Genomic DNA, 16,589 nt, shown 5'->3' on the forward strand with positions numbered 1-16,589 from the left:
TTGGAAAATATCTCTGATTTATGGAATAGTGCCTTAAAAGAATTAGAAAAAAAGGTAAGCAAGCCAAGTTATGAAACCTGGTTAAAGTCAACAACTGCTCATAACTTAAAAAAAGATGTATTAACTATTACAGCTCCAAATGAATTCGCTCGTGACTGGCTAGAATCTCATTATTCGGAACTAATCTCCGAAACACTTTATGATTTAACAGGGGCAAAACTAGCTATTCGTTTTATCATTCCCCAAAGTCAGGCAGAAGAGGATATAGATCTCCCTTCTGTTAAGCAAAAACACGCACATGATGAGTCTAATCACTTACCACAGAGTATGTTAAACCCAAAATATACATTTGATACATTTGTTATTGGCTCTGGTAATCGATTTGCACATGCTGCTTCTTTAGCTGTAGCTGAGGCACCAGCTAAAGCCTATAATCCGCTCTTTATTTACGGGGGCGTTGGACTTGGAAAAACACATTTAATGCACGCAATTGGGCATTATGTAATTGAACACAACCCGAATGCAAAAGTTGTATATTTATCATCTGAAAAATTTACAAATGAATTTATTAACTCAATTCGTGATAATAAAGCTGTCGATTTTCGTAATAAATATCGTAATGTAGATGTCTTATTGATAGATGATATTCAATTTCTTGCTGGAAAAGAACAAACACAGGAAGAGTTTTTCCATACATTTAATGCGTTACATGAAGAAAGTAAACAAATTGTGATTTCAAGCGATAGACCACCAAAAGAAATCCCAACTTTAGAAGATCGCCTTCGTTCTCGCTTTGAATGGGGGTTAATTACGGACATTACGCCACCAGATTTAGAAACTAGAATCGCAATTTTACGTAAAAAAGCGAAAGCAGAAGGTCTTGATATACCAAATGAAGTTATGCTTTATATTGCAAATCAAATCGATTCAAATATTCGTGAACTAGAGGGTGCACTTATTCGAGTTGTAGCTTATTCATCTTTAATTAATAAAGATATGAATGCTGATTTAGCGGCTGAAGCGCTTAAAAATATTATTCCAAACTCTATACCTAGAATTATTTCTATTTCTGATATTCAAAAGGCTGTTGGGGGCGTCTATCAAGTAAAGTTAGAAGATTTCAAAGCAAAAAAACGGACAAAATCCGTTGCATTCCCTCGCCAAATTGCGATGTATTTATCACGTGAACTTACGGACTCATCTTTGCCAAAAATAGGTGAAGAATTTGGTGGCCGCGATCATACAACAGTAATCCATGCTCACGAAAAAATTTCGAAGCTATTAAAAACGGATACTCAATTACAAAAACACGTTGAAGAAGTTAAGGATATTTTAAAATAGTAGTAGCTGAATAGTGTGAATAACTTAGCTTATTTTACGCACAGTCTATCCACATGTAGATAGACTGTTTTTACATCTTTAAACAGGGTTATCCACATATCCACAAGCCCTATTACTATTACTACTACTTTTTTATCTTTATTAAATAAATAAAATCTTATACTTACCGGAGGTTTTTCGTTATGCGTTTTACAATACAAAAAGACTATCTTGTAAGAAGTGTACAAGATGTAATGAAGGCAGTTTCTTCTCGTACAACAATTCCAATTCTTACAGGGATTAAAGTTGTAGCAACTGAAGAAGGAGTTACTTTAACAGGTAGTGATGCAGACATCTCTATCGAATCATTTATCCCAGTCGAAGATGCTGGAAAAGAAATTGTGGAAATTGAACAATCAGGAAGTATTATTTTACAAGCAAAATATTTTAGTGAGATCGTAAAAAAATTACCTAAAGAAACTGTCGAAATTTCTGTGGAAAATCATTTTATGACAAAAATAAAATCTGGGAAATCAGAGTTCAACTTAAATGGTTTAGATGCTGCTGAATATCCGTTATTACCACAAATCGAAGAACATCATGTATTTAAGATTCCAACAGATTTACTAAAGCACATGATTCGTCAAACAGTATTTGCAGTTTCAAGTTCTGAAACAAGACCGATCTTGACAGGTGTAAACTGGAAGGTATATAACAGCGAGCTAACTTGCATTGCAACAGATAGTCATAGGCTAGCACTTCGTAAAGCGAAAATCGAAGGGTATAATATTACTGAGGAATTTCAATCAAATGTTGTTATTCCTGGTAAAAGCCTAAATGAATTAAGTAAAATTCTAGATGAGTCTGAAGAAATGGTAGATATCGTTATTACGGAGTATCAAGTATTATTCCGTACAAAACATTTATTATTCTTCTCAAGATTATTAGAAGGAAATTATCCAGATACAACGCGTTTAATTCCAGCTGAAAGTAAAACTGATATTTTTGTAAATACAAAAGAATTTTTACAAGCGATTGATCGTGCGTCGCTATTAGCAAGAGATGGTCGTAACAACGTTGTTAAATTATCAACATTAGAACAACAGATGTTAGAGATCTCTTCAAATGCACCAGAAATCGGAAAAGTAGTAGAAGAGGTTCAATGTGAAAATGTAGATGGAGAAGAATTAAAAATATCTTTTAGTGCAAAATATATGATGGACGCATTAAAAGCTCTAGATAGTACAGAAATTAAAGTTAGTTTTACTGGGGCGATGAGACCGTTCTTAATTCGTACAGTAAATGATAATTCCATTATCCAATTAATTTTACCAGTCCGTACTTACTAAGTAAGGATTAAGGGTTGCTAGTGTAAAGGTACTAGTGACCCTTATTTGATTTGTAGGGTATTACTTTCCTAATGCTAGTTTATTTAGTACAATGAAAGAATGAACACTTTCAGAAAGTGAGCGATTTTATGAAACTTATTAAGATTTCAACAGAATACATTACACTAGGACAATTTTTAAAGTTAGCTGATGTAATTGATACAGGTGGCGCTGTGAAATGGTTCTTACAAGAATATGAAGTATACGTGAATCAAGAACTTGAAAATAGAAGAGGCCGAAAGTTATATGCAAATGATATTGTTGAAATTCCGGGAAGCGGAACTTTCCAAGTTCAGGCATAAAGGGGGATCCCTTTGTTTATTACAGAAATACAATTAAAAAACTATCGCAATTATGAGCATTTGGAGCTTTCCTTTGAGGATAAAGTCAATGTAATTATTGGTGAAAATGCGCAAGGGAAAACGAATCTGATGGAAGCTATTTATGTATTGGCGATGGCTAAATCCCATAGAACTTCGAACGATCGTGAACTCATTCGTTGGGATGAGGATTATGGTAATATAAAAGGTAGATTACAAAGGCGAAATAGCTCATTATCCTTAGAATTAAATATTTCAAAAAAAGGTAAAAAGGCAAAGTTAAATCAGTTAGAACAACAAAAATTGAGCCAGTATATTGGTGAAATGAATGTTGTTATGTTTGCCCCAGAAGATTTAAATCTTGTAAAAGGAAGCCCTCAAGTACGAAGACGCTTTTTGGATATGGAACTTGGACAAATAGCTCCAGTCTATTTGTATGAATTAAGTCAATACCAAAAGGTACTCACGCAACGAAATCATTTACTTAAGAAGATGCAAGGGAATAGTAAAAATGAGGAAACGATGTTGGATGTATTTACACTTCAACTTATTGAGCATGGTGCAAAAATTTTGCGGAAACGTTTTGAATTTTTGCATTTACTACAAGAATGGGCTGCTCCAATTCATCGCGGAATTAGCAGGGGATTAGAGGAGTTAGAAATCGTTTATAAACCAAGTGTAGATGTATCAGAATCAATGGATTTGTCGAAAATAAAAGAAGTATACTATGAAAGTTTTCAATCTGTGAAACAACGTGAAATTTTCCGTGGTACAACTTTACTCGGTCCTCATCGTGATGATTTACAATTCTTCGTTAATAGTAAAAATGTTCAAGTCTTTGGTTCACAAGGACAACAACGAACAACCGCACTATCCCTGAAATTGGCTGAAATTGAATTGATATACTCAGAGGTTAAGGAATATCCAATCCTTTTACTAGATGATGTGTTATCAGAATTAGATGATTATCGCCAATCGCATCTGCTAAATACAATTCAAGGAAAAGTACAAACCTTTGTGACAACGACGAGTGTCGACGGAATTGAACACGAAACATTGAAAGAAGCGAAAACAATTCATGTAACGAACGGCACGGTAGATTGTGAAATAGACAGGAAATAATTTCTGTTTAAATGGAAAAGTAGGTGATCTTTGTGTCAATGGAACAAAAGCAAATGCAGGAAAATGCATATGATGAAAGTCAGATCCAGGTGTTAGAAGGGCTGGAAGCGGTTCGTAAGCGTCCTGGTATGTATATCGGTTCTACAAGTGGAAAAGGTCTTCATCACCTCGTATGGGAAATAGTTGATAACAGTATTGACGAAGCTTTAGCGGGATATTGTGATGAAATTAATGTCAGTATTGAAGAAGATAATAGTATTGTTGTAACAGATGATGGTCGTGGTATCCCTGTTGGTATTCAAGAGAAAATGGGACGTCCTGCTGTAGAAGTTATTATGACTGTACTCCATGCCGGTGGTAAATTTGGCGGTGGCGGTTATAAAGTCTCCGGTGGTTTGCATGGAGTAGGTGCATCTGTTGTAAATGCTTTATCAACAGAATTAGAGGTATTTGTACATCGAGATGGAAAAATACACTATCAAAAGTATGAACGTGGGATCCCGGCTGCGGATTTAAAAGTAATAGGTGAAACTGATCGTACAGGAACGATCACACGCTTTAAGCCAGATGCAGAAATTTTTACAGAGACGACAGAATACGAATTTGATACATTAGCTACTCGTATGCGTGAGTTGGCGTTTTTAAATCGTAATATTAAATTAACAATTGAAGATAAGCGTGAACATAAGCAAAAGAAAGAATTCCATTATGAAGGTGGAATTAAATCATATGTTGAACATTTAAATCGTTCAAAACAACCGATTCATGAAGAACCTGTATATGTTGACGGTTCAAAAGATGGGATTCAAGTTGAGGTTGCTCTTCAATATAACGAAGGCTATACAAATCATATTTATTCATTTACGAATAATATTCATACGTATGAAGGCGGTACACATGAGGTAGGTTTTAAGACTGCTCTAACACGTGTAATTAACGATTATGGTCGTAAAAATAATATTTTAAAAGATGCGGATAGTAATTTAACTGGTGAAGATGTTCGTGAAGGTTTAACAGCAATCGTGTCAATTAAGCATCCAAATCCACAATTTGAAGGACAAACAAAGACGAAACTTGGAAATAGTGAAGCGAGAACGATTACAGAGTCTGTATTCTCAGAGGCGTTTGAAAAGTTCTTACTAGAAAATCCCAATGTTGCACGTAAAATTATAGATAAAGGGACTATGGCAGCGCGTGCACGTGTAGCGGCTAAAAAGGCGCGTGAACTAACGCGCCGAAAGAGTGCTCTAGAAGTTTCAAGTTTACCAGGGAAGCTAGCTGATTGTTCTTCTAAAGATCCAGCAATTAGCGAAATTTATATCGTGGAGGGTGACTCTGCGGGCGGATCTGCAAAACAAGGACGCGATCGTCATTTCCAAGCGATTTTACCACTGAAGGGTAAAATTATTAACGTTGAAAAGGCACGTTTAGATAAGATTTTATCAAATGATGAAGTTCGTACAATTATTACAGCAATAGGTACAAATATTGGTGGGGATTTTGATATTGAAAAAGCTCGATATCATAAAGTTATTATTATGACAGATGCCGATGTTGATGGTGCGCATATTCGTACCCTATTATTAACGTTCTTCTATCGTTATATGCGTCAAATCATTGAGTGTGGTTATATATATATCGCACAGCCACCGTTGTTTAAAGTACAACAAGGTAAAAAAATTCAATATGCTTATAACAATAAAGAACTTGAAAAAATACTAGCTGAATTACCAGCTCAACCTAAGCCTGGGATTCAGCGTTATAAAGGTCTAGGGGAAATGAATCCAACTCAGCTGTGGGAGACGACAATGGACCCAGAAGTACGTTCATTACTTCAAGTTTCCCTTCAAGATGCAATTGAAGCGGATGAAACATTTGAAATTTTAATGGGTGATAAAGTAGAGCCGCGTCGTAACTTTATCCAAGAAAATGCAAAATACGTGAAAAACCTTGATATTTAAGTGAGTAATGACAGGAATCTAAGTATTCCTGTCTTCTACATATAAATCAATGTATGTGTAACGGAAATGTAAGAGGAGGTGCTCGTTGATGTCAGACAATCAACAACAAGCACGAATTCGAGAAATTAATATTAGTCATGAAATGCGTACCTCATTTTTAGATTACGCAATGAGTGTTATCGTGTCTCGTGCATTACCAGATGTTCGTGATGGATTAAAGCCGGTTCATCGTAGGGTTTTATATGCGATGAATGATTTAGGAATTACAGCTGATAAAGCATATAAGAAGTCGGCGCGTATTGTCGGCGAAGTAATTGGTAAGTATCACCCGCACGGTGATTCAGCTGTTTATGAAACAATGGTACGTATGGCGCAAGATTTTAGCCAACGTTACATGCTTGTTGATGGACATGGTAATTTCGGTTCTGTTGATGGAGATTCAGCGGCAGCAATGCGTTATACAGAAGCAAGAATGTCTAAGATTTCTATGGAATTAATACGCGATATTACAAAGAATACAATTGATTATCAAGATAACTATGATGGTTCTGAAAGAGAACCAGTTGTATTACCAGCGCGTTTCCCTAACTTATTAGTCAATGGTACGACGGGTATTGCGGTTGGTATGGCAACAAACATTCCACCGCATCAACTTGGAGAAGTAATTGATGGTGTGTTGGCATTAAGTCATAACCCTGATATCACTATCGCGGAATTAATGGAATATATTCCTGGACCAGACTTCCCAACATCAGGTTTAATCTTAGGGCGAAGTGGAATTCGAAGAGCTTACGAAACAGGTCGCGGTTCTATTATACTTCGTGCTAAAGTTGAAATTGAAGAAAGAGCAAATGGTAAACAAACTATTATCGTAACAGAACTACCTTATCAAGTTAATAAGGCGCGATTAATTGAAAAGATTGCAGAATTAGTTCGTGATAAGAAAATTGAAGGTATTACAGATTTACGTGATGAATCGGACCGAAATGGTATGCGTATCGTTATGGAAGTACGTCGTGATGCCAATGCCAATGTACTATTAAATAATCTATATAAACATACAGCACTTCAAACAAGTTTCGGTATTAATATGTTGTCTCTTGTAAATGGAGAGCCACAAGTCCTGAATTTAAAACAAAATCTATATTATTATTTAGAACATCAAAAGGTAGTAATTCGTAGACGTACTGCTTATGAATTAGAGAAAGCAGAAGCGCGTGCTCATATTTTAGAAGGATTACGAATTGCTTTAGATCATCTTGATGAAGTTATTACTTTAATCCGTAGTTCAAAAACAGCTGATATTGCAAAACAAGGTTTAATGGAACGTTTCGGCTTAAGTGAGAAACAAGCGCAAGCGATTTTAGATATGCGTTTGCAACGTTTAACCGGATTAGAGCGCGAAAAAATCGAACAAGAATATCAAGACTTAATGAAGATAATTGCGGAGTTAAAAGCAATCTTAGCAGACGAAGAAAAAGTTCTTGAAATTATTCGCGAGGAATTAGCTGAAGTAAAAGATCGTTTTAATGATAAGAGAAGAACGGAAATTACAATTGGCGGTATGGAAGCTATAGAGGATGAAGATTTAATCCCAGAACAAAATATCGCAATTACACTTACTCATAATGGTTATATTAAGAGGTTACCGGCTTCTACGTACAAAACACAGAACCGTGGGGGACGTGGTGTACAAGGAATGGGTACGAATGATGATGACTTTGTTGAACATCTATTAACAACGTCTACTCATGATCATATTTTATTCTTCACAAACAAGGGTAAAGTATACCGTACAAAAGGATATGAAATTCCAGAGTATAGTCGTACGGCAAAAGGCATACCAATTATTAATCTATTAGGGGTAGATAAGGGTGAGTGGATCAACGCTATTATTCCAATTCGTGAATTTGGTGACGACCAGTTCTTATTCTTTACAACGAAACAAGGTATTTCTAAGAGAACGCCGCTCTCATCATTTGCAAATATACGTACGAACGGTTTAATTGCAATTTCGCTTCGTGAAGAAGATGAATTAATTTCTGTACGTTTAACATCTGGTGATAAAGATATTATCGTAGGGACAAGCAACGGTATGTTGATTCGCTTCAATGAACAGGATGTACGTTCTATGGGCCGTAATGCAGCTGGTGTAAAAGCTATTACACTAGGCGAAGAGGACCAAGTAGTAGGTATGGAAATTGTTGAAGAGGATACGAATGTCTTAATCGTAACGAAGAACGGGTATGGTAAGCGTACGCCGGTTGAAGAGTATCGACTACAGAGTCGTGGTGGTAAAGGTCTGAAGACTTGTAACATTACAGACAAGAACGGTAAATTAGTAGCGGTTAAGTCTGTAACAGGTGAAGAAGACATTATGTTAATTACAGTAGCGGGTGTTATTATTCGTATGCCAGTTGATCAAATCTCTCAAATGGGGCGTAATACACAAGGTGTTCGTCTAATTCGATTAGGGGATGAGCAAGAGGTAGCGACAGTAGCAAAAGCACAAAAGGATGAAGAAGAAGAAGAAATTAGCGAAGAGGTTTCTTCTGAAGAATAAGAGTGGGGATTTCTCCCCCTCTTATTTTTTTATAATAATACTTGCATAGCAATAGTAAAGTGTATATAATAGGCAGAGTCAGCAAATGAGAGATACAAGTTATCGAAAAAAACTTGTTGACGAAAATAATATACTATGATATATTATGAAAGTCGCTGAAACGCGATGTTGAACTTTGAAAACTAAACGAAACAAACAACGTGAAACGTCAATTTTTATTTTTAGATGCTAGACAAACTAACTTTATTGGAGAGTTTGATCCTGGCTCAGGATGAACGCTGGCGGCGTGCCTAATACATGCAAGTCGAGCGAATGGATTAAGAGCTTGCTCTTATGAAGTTAGCGGCGGACGGGTGAGTAACACGTGGGTAACCTGCCCATAAGACTGGGATAACTCCGGGAAACCGGGGCTAATACCGGATAATATTTTGAACTGCATAGTTCGAAATTGAAAGGCGGCTTCGGCTGTCACTTATGGATGGACCCGCGTCGCATTAGCTAGTTGGTGAGGTAACGGCTCACCAAGGCAACGATGCGTAGCCGACCTGAGAGGGTGATCGGCCACACTGGGACTGAGACACGGCCCAGACTCCTACGGGAGGCAGCAGTAGGGAATCTTCCGCAATGGACGAAAGTCTGACGGAGCAACGCCGCGTGAGTGATGAAGGCTTTCGGGTCGTAAAACTCTGTTGTTAGGGAAGAACAAGTGCTAGTTGAATAAGCTGGCACCTTGACGGTACCTAACCAGAAAGCCACGGCTAACTACGTGCCAGCAGCCGCGGTAATACGTAGGTGGCAAGCGTTATCCGGAATTATTGGGCGTAAAGCGCGCGCAGGTGGTTTCTTAAGTCTGATGTGAAAGCCCACGGCTCAACCGTGGAGGGTCATTGGAAACTGGGAGACTTGAGTGCAGAAGAGGAAAGTGGAATTCCATGTGTAGCGGTGAAATGCGTAGAGATATGGAGGAACACCAGTGGCGAAGGCGACTTTCTGGTCTGTAACTGACACTGAGGCGCGAAAGCGTGGGGAGCAAACAGGATTAGATACCCTGGTAGTCCACGCCGTAAACGATGAGTGCTAAGTGTTAGAGGGTTTCCGCCCTTTAGTGCTGAAGTTAACGCATTAAGCACTCCGCCTGGGGAGTACGGCCGCAAGGCTGAAACTCAAAGGAATTGACGGGGGCCCGCACAAGCGGTGGAGCATGTGGTTTAATTCGAAGCAACGCGAAGAACCTTACCAGGTCTTGACATCCTCTGAAAACTCTAGAGATAGAGCTTCTCCTTCGGGAGCAGAGTGACAGGTGGTGCATGGTTGTCGTCAGCTCGTGTCGTGAGATGTTGGGTTAAGTCCCGCAACGAGCGCAACCCTTGATCTTAGTTGCCATCATTAAGTTGGGCACTCTAAGGTGACTGCCGGTGACAAACCGGAGGAAGGTGGGGATGACGTCAAATCATCATGCCCCTTATGACCTGGGCTACACACGTGCTACAATGGACGGTACAAAGAGCTGCAAGACCGCGAGGTGGAGCTAATCTCATAAAACCGTTCTCAGTTCGGATTGTAGGCTGCAACTCGCCTACATGAAGCTGGAATCGCTAGTAATCGCGGATCAGCATGCCGCGGTGAATACGTTCCCGGGCCTTGTACACACCGCCCGTCACACCACGAGAGTTTGTAACACCCGAAGTCGGTGGGGTAACCTTTATGGAGCCAGCCGCCTAAGGTGGGACAGATGATTGGGGTGAAGTCGTAACAAGGTAGCCGTATCGGAAGGTGCGGCTGGATCACCTCCTTTCTATGGAGAATTGATGAACACTGTTCGTCAATATAAGTTTCCGTGTTTCGTTTTCGTTTAGTTTTGAGAGTTCAATATAAGTATTGACTCTTAAATAGGAATATGATATAAATAAATTCCGCAATTTGTATGGGCCTATAGCTCAGCTGGTTAGAGCGCACGCCTGATAAGCGTGAGGTCGATGGTTCGAGTCCATTTAGGCCCACCATACATTTTACGGGGCCTTAGCTCAGCTGGGAGAGCGCCTGCCTTGCACGCAGGAGGTCAGCGGTTCGATCCCGCTAGGCTCCACCAAAAAGCTATTTTATATAGCAAATGGTATGTTCTTTGAAAACTAGATAACAGTGTAGCTCATATTTTTTTAATTTTAGTTTGGTTAAGTTAGAAAGGGCGCACGGTGGATGCCTTGACACTAGGAGTCGATGAAGGACGGGACTAACGCCGATATGCTTCGGGGAGCTGTAAGTAAGCTTTGATCCGAAGATTTCCGAATGGGGAAACCCACTATACGTAATGGTATGGTATCCTTACCTGAATACATAGGGTATGGAAGACAGACCCAGGGAACTGAAACATCTAAGTACCTGGAGGAAGAGAAAGCAAATGCGATTTCCTGAGTAGCGGCGAGCGAAACGGAATCTAGCCCAAACCAAGAGGCTTGCCTCTTGGGGTTGTAGGACATTCTATACGGAGTTACAAAGGAACGAGGTAGACGAAGCGACCTGGAAAGGTCCGTCACAGAGGGTAACAACCCCGTAGTCGAAACTTCGTTCTCTCTTGAATGTATCCTGAGTACGGCGGAACACGTGAAATTCCGTCGGAATCTGGGAGGACCATCTCCCAAGGCTAAATACTCCCTAGTGATCGATAGTGAACCAGTACCGTGAGGGAAAGGTGAAAAGCACCCCGGAAGGGGAGTGAAAGAGATCCTGAAACCGTGTGCCTACAAATAGTCAGAGCCCGTTAATGGGTGATGGCGTGCCTTTTGTAGAATGAACCGGCGAGTTACGATCCCGTGCGAGGTTAAGCTGAAGAGGCGGAGCCGCAGCGAAAGCGAGTCTGAATAGGGCGTTTAGTACGTGGTCGTAGACCCGAAACCAGGTGATCTACCCATGTCCAGGGTGAAGTTCAGGTAACACTGAATGGAGGCCCGAACCCACGCACGTTGAAAAGTGCGGGGATGAGGTGTGGGTAGCGGAGAAATTCCAATCGAACCTGGAGATAGCTGGTTCTCCCCGAAATAGCTTTAGGGCTAGCCTTAAGTGTAAGAGTCTTGGAGGTAGAGCACTGATTGAACTAGGGGTCCTCATCGGATTACCGAATTCAGTCAAACTCCGAATGCCAATGACTTATCCTTAGGAGTCAGACTGCGAGTGATAAGATCCGTAGTCAAGAGGGAAACAGCCCAGATCGCCAGCTAAGGTCCCAAAGTGTGTATTAAGTGGAAAAGGATGTGGAGTTGCTTAGACAACTAGGATGTTGGCTCAGAAGCAGCCACCATTTAAAGAGTGCGTAATAGCTCACTAGTCGAGTGACTCTGCGCCGAAAATGTACCGGGGCTAAATACACCACCGAAGCTGCGAATTGATACCAATGGTATCAGTGGTAGGGGAGCGTTCTAAGTGCAGTGAAGTCAGACCGGAAGGACTGGTGGAGCGCTTAGAAGTGAGAATGCCGGTATGAGTAGCGAAAGACGGGTGAGAATCCCGTCCACCGAATGCCTAAGGTTTCCTGAGGAAGGCTCGTCCGCTCAGGGTTAGTCAGGACCTAAGCCGAGGCCGACAGGCGTAGGCGATGGACAACAGGTTGATATTCCTGTACCACCTCTTTATCGTTTGAGCAATGGAGGGACGCAGAAGGATAGAAGAAGCGTGCGATTGGTTGTGCACGTCCAAGCAGTTAGGCTGATAAGTAGGCAAATCCGCTTATCGTGAAGGCTGAGCTGTGATGGGGAAGCTCCTTATGGAGCGAAGTCTTTGATTCCCCGCTGCCAAGAAAAGCTTCTAGCGAGATAAAAGGTGCCTGTACCGCAAACCGACACAGGTAGGCGAGGAGAGAATCCTAAGGTGTGCGAGAGAACTCTGGTTAAGGAACTCGGCAAAATGACCCCGTAACTTCGGGAGAAGGGGTGCTTTCTTAACGGAAAGCCGCAGTGAATAGGCCCAAGCGACTGTTTAGCAAAAACACAGGTCTCTGCGAAGCCGTAAGGCGAAGTATAGGGGCTGACACCTGCCCGGTGCTGGAAGGTTAAGGAGAGGGGTTAGCGTAAGCGAAGCTCTGAACTGAAGCCCCAGTAAACGGCGGCCGTAACTATAACGGTCCTAAGGTAGCGAAATTCCTTGTCGGGTAAGTTCCGACCCGCACGAAAGGTGTAACGATTTGGGCACTGTCTCAACCAGAGACTCGGTGAAATTATAGTACCTGTGAAGATGCAGGTTACCCGCGACAGGACGGAAAGACCCCGTGGAGCTTTACTGTAGCCTGATATTGAATTTTGGTACAGTTTGTACAGGATAGGCGGGAGCCATTGAAACCGGAGCGCTAGCTTCGGTGGAGGCGCTGGTGGGATACCGCCCTGACTGTATTGAAATTCTAACCTACGGGTCTTATCGACCCGGGAGACAGTGTCAGGTGGGCAGTTTGACTGGGGCGGTCGCCTCCTAAAGTGTAACGGAGGCGCCCAAAGGTTCCCTCAGAATGGTTGGAAATCATTCGTAGAGTGCAAAGGCATAAGGGAGCTTGACTGCGAGACCTACAAGTCGAGCAGGGACGAAAGTCGGGCTTAGTGATCCGGTGGTTCCGCATGGAAGGGCCATCGCTCAACGGATAAAAGCTACCCCGGGGATAACAGGCTTATCTCCCCCAAGAGTCCACATCGACGGGGAGGTTTGGCACCTCGATGTCGGCTCATCGCATCCTGGGGCTGTAGTCGGTCCCAAGGGTTGGGCTGTTCGCCCATTAAAGCGGTACGCGAGCTGGGTTCAGAACGTCGTGAGACAGTTCGGTCCCTATCCGTCGTGGGCGCAGGAAATTTGAGAGGAGCTGTCCTTAGTACGAGAGGACCGGGATGGACGCACCGCTGGTGTACCAGTTGTTCTGCCAAGGGCATAGCTGGGTAGCTATGTGCGGAAGGGATAAGTGCTGAAAGCATCTAAGCATGAAGCCCCCCTCAAGATGAGATTTCCCATAGCGTAAGCTAGTAAGATCCCTGAAAGATGATCAGGTTGATAGGTTCGAGGTGGAAGCATGGTGACATGTGGAGCTGACGAATACTAATAGATCGAGGACTTAACCATATAATATGAAGCAAATGTTATCTAGTTTTGAAGGAATATGCCTTCATAGTTTGGTGATGATGGCAGAGAGGTCACACCCGTTCCCATACCGAACACGGAAGTTAAGCTCTCTAGCGCCGATGGTAGTTGGGACCTTGTCCCTGTGAGAGTAGGACGTCGCCAAGCAAGATAAAAACACAAGTCTTTTGACTTGTGTTTTTTTATTTCCCATGAAATAGGCCCGGTTCTGTTAGTAAAAATGTTGAAATATAGTAAGGGATTTTTTGAGCAGAAATATTGAGAAACTGATAAATAAATGGATAATCTTCAGAGCCATAGCTTCCAAGTAAGTCATACCACCAATCTGTTTCGTACCTAGAAATCATGCTTAAATTATAGAGCAATAAATAGTGAACAAGGAGCTCAGGCAACACTGGTTTAGAGTTTCTAGGTTCGGTTGTAAGTGGTAAATAATAAGTGTCAGTAAGATGCTCGTAGTATAAAGGTGTACTATACATAGGATTCCATGATTGAATAGGTGCCGAAAAAAACAAATTTAATTCATTATTTTTCTCAGGTACGTGTTGTATTGATAAATGCTTACAAGTTGTTTCGATGTAACGAGAAAATCGCTCTTTAGTCATATGTAATCGATCTAATATATTGACTGAAAAGGAGAGCTCATTTTTATTTGTTGAATCGATCTTATATAAAGTTGATACTTTTTGACTATAGCGCAACAAATTTTGTAATTCAGGAATATTCCCCATTAGCTCTAACATATTAAACTTCTCCGCTTCTAAGTGTTTCATGTGAAACAGTTGTTCTGCAACGTGAGTAAACAATCCGTTTTTCTGTATTTTCACCTCATCTTCTAAAAATTGATACCCCTGTTTTTTTCGTTTACGAGTTGTAACGCCATGAGCTAAAACAGTAGTTGATTCTGGGTAGTTAGGATCAATAGTTAACAAGCAAGCTTTAAACAGTTGGCTAATTCCATAAAATAACAACATTGGCTGAATCGAAAAGGGGGCCACCTTATATAATTCATAATAATTTTTCCCGTGTTCTAAGTAGTAAATAAAGGGATAACAGTTTTCAAAACTTTTTTTTTCAGCATCTTGTATGGAGGATTTTTCATAACAACGGGCAAGATAACGTTGTACATTTTGAGATGAAAAAAAGAAACTTAATTGCTGCCAAGTGCAATGTGTTTGATGCATATATTACGCTCCTTTTATTGTCTAAAAATTCTAACATATATATACGTCCTTGACAGTATTTTAACCAATTGATAAGCTACTAATAATAATTTCTGGTATCATGGGGGGAACAATTATGTGGGAATCTAAATTTGTTAAAGAAGGTTTGACTTTTGATGATGTATTACTTGTACCAGCGAGGTCAGATATATTACCAAGAGAAGTAAGTGTTAAAACAGTTTTATCTGAAAGCTTACAGCTAAACATCCCGTTAATTAGTGCAGGAATGGATACAGTAACAGAAGCTGACATGGCTATTGCAATGGCTCGCCAAGGCGGTTTAGGAATTATTCATAAGAATATGTCTATTGAGCAACAGGCAGAGCAAGTTGATAAAGTAAAGCGCTCTGAAAGCGGCGTTATTTCAGATCCTTTCTTCTTAACTCCAGAACATCAAGTATATGATGCAGAACATCTTATGGGAAAATATCGTATCTCAGGTGTACCAGTTGTAAATAATTTAGATGAGCGAAAATTAGTTGGTATTATTACAAATCGTGATATGCGTTTCATCCAAGACTACTCAATCAAAATTTCTGACGTAATGACAAAAGAACAGTTAATTACAGCTCCAGTTGGTACTACACTGGAAGAAGCTGAAAAGATCCTACAAAAGTATAAAATTGAAAAGCTCCCTCTTGTTGATAATAACGGTGTATTACAAGGGCTTATTACAATAAAAGATATTGAAAAAGTAATTGAATTCCCAAACTCTGCTAAAGATAAGCAAGGACGCTTATTAGTTGGAGCAGCTGTTGGTGTAACGGCTGATGCTATGCTTCGTATCGATGCATTAGTAAAAGCTAGCGTAGATGCAATTGTACTTGATACAGCTCATGGGCATTCTAAAGGTGTTATTGAAAAGGTAAAAGAAGTTCGTGCGAAATATCCAGCACTAAATATTATCGCTGGAAATGTTGCTACAGCTGAAGCAACGAAAGCATTAATTGAGGCTGGTGCAAACGTAGTTAAAGTTGGTATTGGACCAGGTTCTATTTGTACAACGCGTGTTGTAGCTGGTGTTGGTGTACCACAATTAACAGCAGTGTATGATTGTGCAACAGAAGCTCGTAAACACGGTATTCCAGTTATTGCTGATGGCGGTGTTAAGTACTCTGGTGATATGGTTAAAGCTTTAGCAGCAGGAGCACACGTTGTTATGCTAGGTAGTATGTTTGCTGGTGTTGCTGAAAGCCCTGGAGAAACTGAAATTTACCAAGGTCGCCAATTTAAAGTATATCGTGGTATGGGTTCTGTTGGAGCGATGGAAAAAGGAAGTAAAGATCGTTACTTCCAAGAAGGAAACAAAAAACTTGTTCCTGAAGGTATTGAAGGACGCGTACCATATAAAGGACCTTTAGCAGATACAGTTCATCAATTAGTTGGTGGATTACGTGCAGGTATGGGATATTGCGGAGCACAGAATTTAGAATTCTTACGTGAGAATGCACAGTTCATTCGTATGTCAGGTGCAGGTTTACGTGAAAGCCATCCTCATCACGTACAGATTACAAAAGAGGCTCCAAACTACTCATTATAATGTCTTATATACAAATAGACAGAGATTTGATATCTCTGTCTAT

At 40.5% G+C, this 16,589-nt stretch carries 8 protein-coding genes, 2 tRNA genes and 3 rRNA genes; 12 read left to right on the plus strand and 1 reads right to left on the minus strand.

Annotation, left to right across the window (positions count from 1 at the left end; translation table 11 throughout):
* From dnaA to rrf, 11 genes are all read left to right on the plus strand, one after another.
* Positions 1-1,341, plus strand: coding sequence for a chromosomal replication initiator protein DnaA (gene dnaA, locus EXW56_RS00005; protein WP_002016481.1), 1,341 nt, complete (start codon positions 1-3; stop codon positions 1,339-1,341).
* A 182-nt stretch (positions 1,342-1,523) separates the two neighbouring features.
* Positions 1,524-2,669 carry a DNA polymerase III subunit beta gene (gene dnaN / locus EXW56_RS00010; RefSeq protein WP_002113238.1) on the plus strand — a complete coding sequence of 382 codons (1,146 nt, stop codon included), beginning with the start codon at positions 1,524-1,526 and terminating at the stop codon, positions 2,667-2,669.
* A gap of 128 nt (positions 2,670-2,797) precedes the next feature.
* A complete protein-coding gene (yaaA, locus tag EXW56_RS00015) occupies positions 2,798-3,010 on the plus strand; it encodes a S4 domain-containing protein YaaA (RefSeq protein WP_002016484.1) in 213 nt (70 codons plus the stop codon).
* 12 nt (positions 3,011-3,022) lie between these two features.
* Positions 3,023-4,150 carry a DNA replication/repair protein RecF gene (recF, locus tag EXW56_RS00020; protein WP_002113239.1) on the plus strand — a complete coding sequence of 376 codons (1,128 nt, stop codon included), beginning with the start codon at positions 3,023-3,025 and terminating at the stop codon, positions 4,148-4,150.
* 38 nt (positions 4,151-4,188) lie between these two features.
* Positions 4,189-6,111 carry a DNA topoisomerase (ATP-hydrolyzing) subunit B gene (gene gyrB / locus EXW56_RS00025; RefSeq protein WP_033714071.1) on the plus strand — a complete coding sequence of 641 codons (1,923 nt, stop codon included), beginning with the start codon at positions 4,189-4,191 and terminating at the stop codon, positions 6,109-6,111.
* 88 nt (positions 6,112-6,199) lie between these two features.
* On the plus strand, positions 6,200-8,674 hold the full coding sequence (gene gyrA, locus EXW56_RS00030; RefSeq protein ID WP_002113241.1) for a DNA gyrase subunit A: 2,475 nt from the start codon (positions 6,200-6,202) through the stop codon (positions 8,672-8,674).
* 243 nt (positions 8,675-8,917) lie between these two features.
* A 16S ribosomal RNA gene (locus tag EXW56_RS00035) occupies positions 8,918-10,469 on the plus strand.
* Positions 10,470-10,600: 131 nt separating this feature from the next.
* A tRNA-Ile gene (locus EXW56_RS00040) sits at positions 10,601-10,677 on the plus strand.
* Between the two features lie 10 nt (positions 10,678-10,687).
* Positions 10,688-10,763, plus strand: a tRNA-Ala gene (locus tag EXW56_RS00045).
* 80 nt (positions 10,764-10,843) lie between these two features.
* Positions 10,844-13,765, plus strand: a 23S ribosomal RNA gene (locus EXW56_RS00050).
* A gap of 49 nt (positions 13,766-13,814) precedes the next feature.
* Positions 13,815-13,930 (plus strand): 5S ribosomal RNA (gene rrf / locus EXW56_RS00055).
* The 16S, 23S and 5S rRNA genes sit together here with 2 tRNA genes alongside, the layout of an rRNA operon.
* A 35-nt stretch (positions 13,931-13,965) precedes the next feature.
* Here the strand turns inward: rrf and EXW56_RS00060 are convergent.
* The gene (locus tag EXW56_RS00060; protein ID WP_002107265.1) at positions 13,966-14,967 is read right to left on the minus strand and encodes a YaaC family protein; all 1,002 of its coding nucleotides are present in this window, start codon (positions 14,965-14,967) and stop codon (positions 13,966-13,968) included.
* Between the two features lie 115 nt (positions 14,968-15,082).
* Between EXW56_RS00060 and guaB the strand changes: the two genes are divergently transcribed.
* Positions 15,083-16,546, plus strand: a complete 1,464-nt coding sequence (guaB, locus tag EXW56_RS00065; RefSeq protein ID WP_002107266.1) for an IMP dehydrogenase — start codon at positions 15,083-15,085, stop codon at positions 16,544-16,546.
* Positions 16,547-16,589 lie beyond the last annotated feature (43 nt).

The sequence above is a fragment of the Bacillus mycoides genome (assembly GCF_018742245.1).
GTDB classification, from domain to species: domain Bacteria; phylum Bacillota; class Bacilli; order Bacillales; family Bacillaceae_G; genus Bacillus_A; species Bacillus_A cereus_U.